Annotated in this window: 6 protein-coding genes; 5 read left to right on the forward strand and 1 reads right to left on the reverse strand. The window is 74.1% G+C overall.

Features of this window, described 5'->3' with window-relative positions:
• The 4 genes from HCN52_RS26235 to HCN52_RS20430 all read left to right on the forward strand — a co-directional run.
• Nucleotides 1-1,361 (forward strand): GlnX family signal transduction membrane protein (locus HCN52_RS26235; RefSeq protein WP_312876802.1); only part of this gene is annotated, 1,361 nt, incomplete at its 5' end.
• Nucleotides 1,358-2,545: a S1C family serine protease gene (locus HCN52_RS26240; RefSeq protein ID WP_376767170.1), complete on the forward strand. Its 1,188-nt coding sequence runs from the start codon at nt 1,358-1,360 to the stop codon at nt 2,543-2,545. The genes HCN52_RS26235 and HCN52_RS26240, both read left to right, overlap by 4 nt.
• 76 nt (nt 2,546-2,621) lie before the next feature.
• Nucleotides 2,622-3,248 carry a sec-independent translocase gene (locus HCN52_RS26445; protein WP_168089918.1) on the forward strand — a complete coding sequence of 209 codons (627 nt, stop codon included), beginning with the start codon at nt 2,622-2,624 and terminating at the stop codon, nt 3,246-3,248.
• Nucleotides 3,249-3,383: 135 nt separating this feature from the next.
• Complete coding sequence (locus HCN52_RS20430) at nt 3,384-4,025, forward strand: hypothetical protein (protein WP_168089919.1); 642 nt, start codon at nt 3,384-3,386, stop codon at nt 4,023-4,025.
• A gap of 213 nt (nt 4,026-4,238) precedes the next feature.
• Here the strand turns inward: HCN52_RS20430 and HCN52_RS20435 are convergent, their stop codons facing one another.
• Entirely contained in the window at nt 4,239-5,402 is a 1,164-nt protein-coding gene (locus tag HCN52_RS20435; protein WP_168089920.1) for an Mrp/NBP35 family ATP-binding protein, read from the reverse strand.
• A gap of 192 nt (nt 5,403-5,594) precedes the next feature.
• On the opposite strand from HCN52_RS20435, the gene HCN52_RS20440 reads away from it, so the two are divergent.
• The gene (locus tag HCN52_RS20440) at nt 5,595-6,371 is read left to right on the forward strand and encodes a hypothetical protein (RefSeq protein ID WP_312876803.1); all 777 of its coding nucleotides are present in this window, start codon (nt 5,595-5,597) and stop codon (nt 6,369-6,371) included.
• Nucleotides 6,372-6,501 lie beyond the last annotated feature (130 nt).

Consider the following 6,501-nt stretch of genomic DNA (forward strand, 5'->3'; position numbering starts at 1 on the left):
CGCCGGCACGCCGCCGGCGGGCCCGCCGCGTCCCGCTGCCTCCCCCGCCGCGGCCGACCGCGCTGGTCGAGGGCGCCGCCCGGCTGCGGGCCGCGCTGCGGACCGAACCCGGACGGCTCCGGGTCATCGGCGCCCTCCTCGCCGTGCTGGTGCTCGCCTTCGGCACGGTCACCGCCTGGCAGGTGTCCTCCCGGATCGACACCGCGACGGCGGTCCGCGACGAGAGCCAGCCGCTGAGCGCCGACGCGGCCGCGCTCTACCGGTCCCTCGCGGACGCCAACACCACCGCGGCGGTCGGCTTCCTCGCCGGTGACGACGGCGCCCGGCCCGCCCGGGACCGGTACGAGGACGACATCCGCGACGCCACCCACCGCCTGCTGGAGGCCACCGCCCACGCGGCGGGCGGCTCCGAGGACGCCCGCCGGCAGCTCACCGTGCTCGCCGAGCACCTTCCCGTCTACACCGGCCTGGTGGAGGCGGCGCGCGCCAACGACCGCCAGGGCTACCCGCTGGGCGGCGCCTACCTGCGGTACGCCGACGCCCGCATGCAGGACCAGCTGCTGCCCGCCGCGGAACGGCTGCACGCGCTGGAGCACGGGCGGCTGCACGAGGAACTGGCCGGGGCACGTGCCCGACCCTGGGCCGCGCTGACCTGCGGCGTGCTGGTGCTGGGGGTGCTCGGCTGGAGCCAGTACCGGCACTACCGCCGCACCAACCGGGTACTGGACCCCGCGCTGCTGGCCGCGACCGCGATCACCGGCCTGCTGCTCGGCTGGCTGGCGGTCGCCCACACCCTGTCGGCGGCCCCGCTGGCCACAGCGGAGCGGACCGGGACCCGGTCGCTGGAACTGCTCACCGAGATCCACACCGAGAGCCTCCAGGCCCGCGGCGACGAGAGCCTGGCACTGGTGGCGCGCGGCGCGGGCACCTCCTTCAACGACAGCTACCGCGCCCGGATGGCGACCGTGCTCGGACCGCCCGGGGAACCCGGCGGGCTGGTGGCGCGGGCCGGGGCCGCCGCCGGCGACGACACCGGCCGCGCCCTGCTGCGGACCGCGGCGGAGCACGCCGAGGAGTGGCGGGAGCGGAACGCCGCGGCGATGGCCGCGGAGGACTCGGGTGCGTACGAGGAGGCGGTGGAGCGGGTGACCGGCGGGCCGGGTTCCACCGGCGAGTCCTTCGACCGGCTCGACGCGGCGCTGGAGGCCGCGCTCCACCACGAGCGTCAGCGGTTCGCGGCGGCGGTGGACACCGGCCGGGCCCGGTTGGAGGGCCTGCCGCAGGGGGCGTTCGTCCTCGCCGGCGGCGCCGCGGGGGCCGCCCTGCTGGGCATCGGGCGCCGGCTGTCGGAGTACCGGTGAGCGCGCCGCCCGGGGCGCTCAGGGGCCCCTCCGCGCCGTACGGGCCGGGCCCGTGGGAGCCGGAGCCCGAGGCATCCGGTCGCCGGGCGCGACCGGCGACGCTGGTCGTCGGCGCGTTGGTCGTCGCCCTGGTCGCCGGTGGCGTGGGTGGTGTCGTCGGTGTCCAGCTGGAGCGCGGCGGCAGCTTCAGCGAGGTGCGGCTGCCCCAGGCCACCGAGCAGGAGCGCGTCAGCCAGCCCGGCACCGTCGCGGCGATCGCGGAGGGTGCGCTGCCCGGCGTGGTGACGCTCTACTCCAGCGGTGGTGGCTCCGGTGGCACGGGGACGGGGTTCGTCCTCGACGACGAGGGCCACATCCTCACCAACGAGCACGTGGTCCGGCCGGCGCGGGACGGCGGCCGGATACAGGTCTCGTTCCACAACGGCGACGCGGTCCGCGCCGAACTGGTGGGTTCGGACAGCGGGTACGACCTCGCGGTGGTCAAGGTCACGGGGGTCTCCGGCCTGAGCGCGCTGCCGCTGGGCGACTCGGACGCGGTGCGGGTGGGTGACTCCGTGGTGGCGATCGGCTCCCCGTTCGACCTCGACGGAACGGTCACCGCCGGCATCATCAGCGCCGTGGACCGCCCGATCACCGCCGGCGGCGAGGGGGACGGCTCCGACATCAGCTACGTCAACGCGCTGCAGACCGACGCGCCGATCAACCCCGGCAACTCCGGCGGGCCGCTGGTCGACCAGAGCGGCCACGTCATCGGCATCAACAGCGCCATCCGCACCCCCGGCGGCCCCGACGCGGACGGGGAGTCCCGGGGCGGCAGCGTCGGCCTGGGGTTCGCCATCCCGGTCAACCAGGCCAAGCGCATCGCCGAGGAGCTGATCAACACCGGTGTCGCCACCCACCCCGTCCTCGGCGTCAAGCTCGACCTCGGGTTCACCGGCAACGGCGCCCTGGTGGGCAGCAGCACCAGCGAGTCCGGGGTGCTCGCCGACGGCCCCGGCGCCCGCGCCGGCATCCGTGACGGCGACGTCATCATCGGCGTGGACGGGGCGCGGGTCCGCAGCAGCGACGAGCTGATCGTGAAGGTGCGATCCCATCGTCCGGGGGACGTGCTGGAGATCACGCTCGAACGCGACGGCGCGGAGCGCACGGTGCAGGTGGAACTGGGACGGGCGACCTCCGAGTGACCGCCCCTCCCGTCGGGGCCGCCGAGCGGGGTACCGTTGCTCTCGCCGGATTTCTTCCGCATGAGGGAGCTGACAGTTGTTCTTCGATATCGGACCGCTCAATTTCCTCATTCTGCTGATCCTGGCGATTCTCCTCTTCGGCCCGGACAAGCTCCCCAAGCTCATCCAGGACGCCGTGGCCTTTCTGCAGAAGGTCCGCGCCTACTCGGACAACGCCAAGCGTGACATCCGGTCGGAGTTGGGGCCGGAGTTCAAGGACTTCGAGTTCGAGGACCTCCACCCCAAGCGCTTCGCCCAGAAGCACCTGCTGAGCAAGGACGAACTGGGGCTGCGGGAACTGCGCGACTCGCTCGACGTCCGCAAGGAGCTCACCGAGGTCCGCGACTCGCTGGACGTCCGCAAGGAGCTCACCGAGGCCACCGACGCGATCAACGGTCGGACCCGTCCGGCCTCGCCGGCGCGCGGGACCGACGGGGAAACCGGTGACGGCCGGAGCGTGACGGGCAGCTCGACGTCCCCCGGGGACCCGGTGGAGCTCGACAAGGGCTTCGCTTCGGAGGCGGAGATGCACGCGGACGCCGCGCCGGTCAACGACAGCCACCAGGGGGGCGTGCAGCTCGACAAGACGGCGCCGACGACCCCGGCGAGCGCCCCGGCCCGATCCTCGGCGATCGCACCGCCGTTCGACATGGACGCCACCTGACCGGGCATTCCATCGCATTTGGGGTATTTATCTCCGCCGGGTTTCCGGGCTTCCCCGCCGCGCGTGGGGCGGGTGGCTATCCTCGCTGTGTCCCGGGGCTCCCCCTGGGCACACGTGAGGAGGAGGCGTCCGCACATGGAGACGACGAGTCGGACCGGGCCGGACACCACTCAGGGGGTGCCGGGTGCCCGACGAGCGGTGGACGGCTACCTGAGTGCCGACTTCCCCTGGTACGGACTGGACGAGGCATTCAGCGGGCCGCGCTGGCTCATGCAGGTCGCGGCGGCGACCGACGGTTCGGTGGAGCACGGCTCGACCGGCCACGGTGACGAGCCGTCCTACCTGGCCGAGCTCGGCCCGGAGGATCAGCGCTTCGCCGTGGTGGTGACCGTGGCGACCCGCCCGGTGAGGCGCAGCCCCGACGGCACCGGCGTCCTGGAGGCCACCTCGGTCTCCTCGGCCGCCTGGCTCGCAGGATCGGGGCTGCTCTCCCGGACCTGGCCGACGCACATGGAACGCGCGTTGCGCCAGGACTGGCTGGAGCAGCAGACGAGCATCGCGTGGGACCTCGCCGACCAGTTGCAGGGCGAGGGCTGGTCCACACTGTCCCTGCCGGTCGACGGCACCCCGACCGACTTCCGCTACCGGGAGTCGGAGTACGGCTGGGTGCTGGCCGGTGCGGCCGGGGACGGCCAGCACATCGGCGCCTACGGCCGGGGCATGAGCGCCTACGGCCTCGGCTTCGCCGTGGTCCAGGACATTCACAGCTACACCTGACCCGACCCCGCCCGCCCGGGTCCCACCGGGCGGGAGGCGCCCCCGGCACCGCTGGGGGCGGCCGAGGCCGGGCCGGCGGGCATCCGCGCATCCCGCGGCGCTCCGCCCGAGCGAACCGGTGCGACGAAGGCCGGCGCCAACGGCGCCGGCCTTGTCATGTCACCACCGGGACGCACCCGGGCCCGGAGCCCCCGCGACGGGCGGGGGAGCCGGTCAGAACTTGTTGCGCGGCGTGATGCCCAGCGACAACCCGGACAGCCCGCGCTGCCGGGCGCCCAGCGCCGAGGCCACCGAGCGGATCGCCGTCCCGGCGGGCGAGTCGGGGTCGGAGAGGACCACCGGCTTCCCCTCGTCGCCGCCCTCCCGCAGCCGGACGTCGATGGGAATCTGCCCCAGCAGCGGCACCTCGGCGCCGGTGGTGCGGGTCAGCCCCTCGGCCACCCGGGCGCCGCCGCCGCTGCCGAAGACGTCCACCGTCTCGTCGCAGTGCGGGCAGGGCAGGCCGGCCATGTTCTCCACCACGCCCACGATCTTCTGGTGCGTCTGCACCGCGATCGACCCGGCCCGCTCGGCCACCTCCGCCGCGGCCTGCTGCGGCGTGGTCACCACCAGGATCTCCGCGTTCGGGACCAACTGCGCCACCGAGATGGCGATGTCGCCCGTCCCGGGCGGCAGGTCGAGCAGCAGCACGTCGAGATCGCCCCAGTAGACGTCGGCGAGGAACTGCTGGAGCGCACGGTGCAGCATCGGCCCGCGCCACACCACCGGCGCGTTGCCCGGGGTGAACATCCCGATCGAGATGACCTTCACACCGTGCGCCGACGGCGGCATGATCATGTTCTCGACCTGGGTCGGGCGGCCGTCGGTGCCGAGCATCCGCGGCACCGAGTGGCCGTAGATGTCCGCGTCGACCACGCCGACCTTCAGCCCGTCGGCGGCGAGCGCCGCGGCGAGGTTGACCGTCACCGAGGACTTGCCGACGCCGCCCTTGCCGGACGCGACGCAGTACACGCGCGTCAGCGAACCCGGCTGTGCGAACGGCACCTCCCGCTCGGCCTGCCCGCCGCGCAGCGAGGCGGCGAGCTCCTTGCGCTGCTCGTCGCTCATCACGTCGAGTTCGACCTGCACGGCGGTGACGCCGGTGACCCCGCGCACCGCCTCCTGCACGTTGCTGGTGATCGTCTCCCGCATCGGGCAGCCCGACACGGTCAGGTAGACCCCGACCGTCACCGCGCCGTCCGCGGTGATCCCGACCGACTTCACCATGCCGAGATCGGTGATGGGCCGATGGATCTCCGGATCGTTCACCGTGGCGAGCGCGGCTCGCACCGCGTCCTCGGTGGGAGTGGTTCCGGCGGCGGTCGTGTCGGTAGCCATGTCACTGATGGTACGGCGCCGACGCCGTGCGGTGGGACCGGCCCTGTGGCGTCGCCCACCCGCCGGGTACGCTGCCGCTCACCTGCTGGTGACCGCCCGTGGGAAACCCGGCGGCGAGCCTCGGCGCGCCCCGGGGCGGACGCGGTCGCCCGGCACGTCCGGAACACCGTGAACCGAGGAGTGGCAGCCCCCGTGACCCCCCGAGCCGGAAGGCGGCACCCCCTTCGCGAGCTGCTGGTGAGCGGCCTGATCTGCGCGACCGGAGCCGGTCTGCTCACCGGATGCGGCGGCGAGGAGGAACCCCCGCCGGACCCGGACGAGGGGACCAACGGACTCGCCTCGCTGCCGGCCGCGACCATCGAGGAGCGCGCCTTCGAGGCCGCCTCGCAGGCCGATTCGCTCCGGCTCTCCGGCTCGGTCATCGCGGGCGAGGCCGGCTTCCGGCTCGACATGCGGCTGGGCCCGGACGGCGGCGTCGGCGAGGTCTCCACCCAGGGGGCGACCTTCGAGCTGCTCCGCGTCGAGGACGAGCTGTTCATCAAGGCGGACGCCGCGTTCTGGCGGTACCAGCAGTCCGAGGACGAGGCGGAACGCGACATCGACCCCTCCAGCACGCTGGAGGGCATGTACGTCAAGGTCCCCGCGGACGACCCCTCGTACGAGCAGCTCAGCGGCTTCACCGACAAGGCGCTCATGCTCGACCTGCTGCTCGGCCTGGAGGGTACGCGCGAGACCGGCGATCGCGGCATGTTCAACAACGTCCGGACCATCAGCGTGGTCGCCGACGAGGGCGCCGGCGGTGTGCTGGAGGTCGCCCTGGTCGGCGACCCCTACCCGCTGCGGCTGGAGCGGGGCGGCGAGGCGGGCGAGATCCGGATGGCCGAGTGGAACGAGGAGTTCCCGCTCCGCGCGCCGCAGGAGGAGCAGATCGTCGACTACGGCGACCAGATCCTCAAGGACGCCGGCTAGCCGCCGCCTCCCGGCACGTCGACGACGCACGCGCCGGGGCCGCGAGACGGGCGAGCGGCGGCCGGGACCGGACGAGGTCGCCCGGCTCCCGGTGCCCGACGAGGTCGTCGCCCGGCGCGCGCCGCGGGCC

The organism is Streptomyces bohaiensis, assembly GCF_012033785.1.
GTDB classification, from domain to species: Bacteria; Actinomycetota; Actinomycetes; order Streptomycetales; family Streptomycetaceae; genus Streptomyces; species Streptomyces bohaiensis.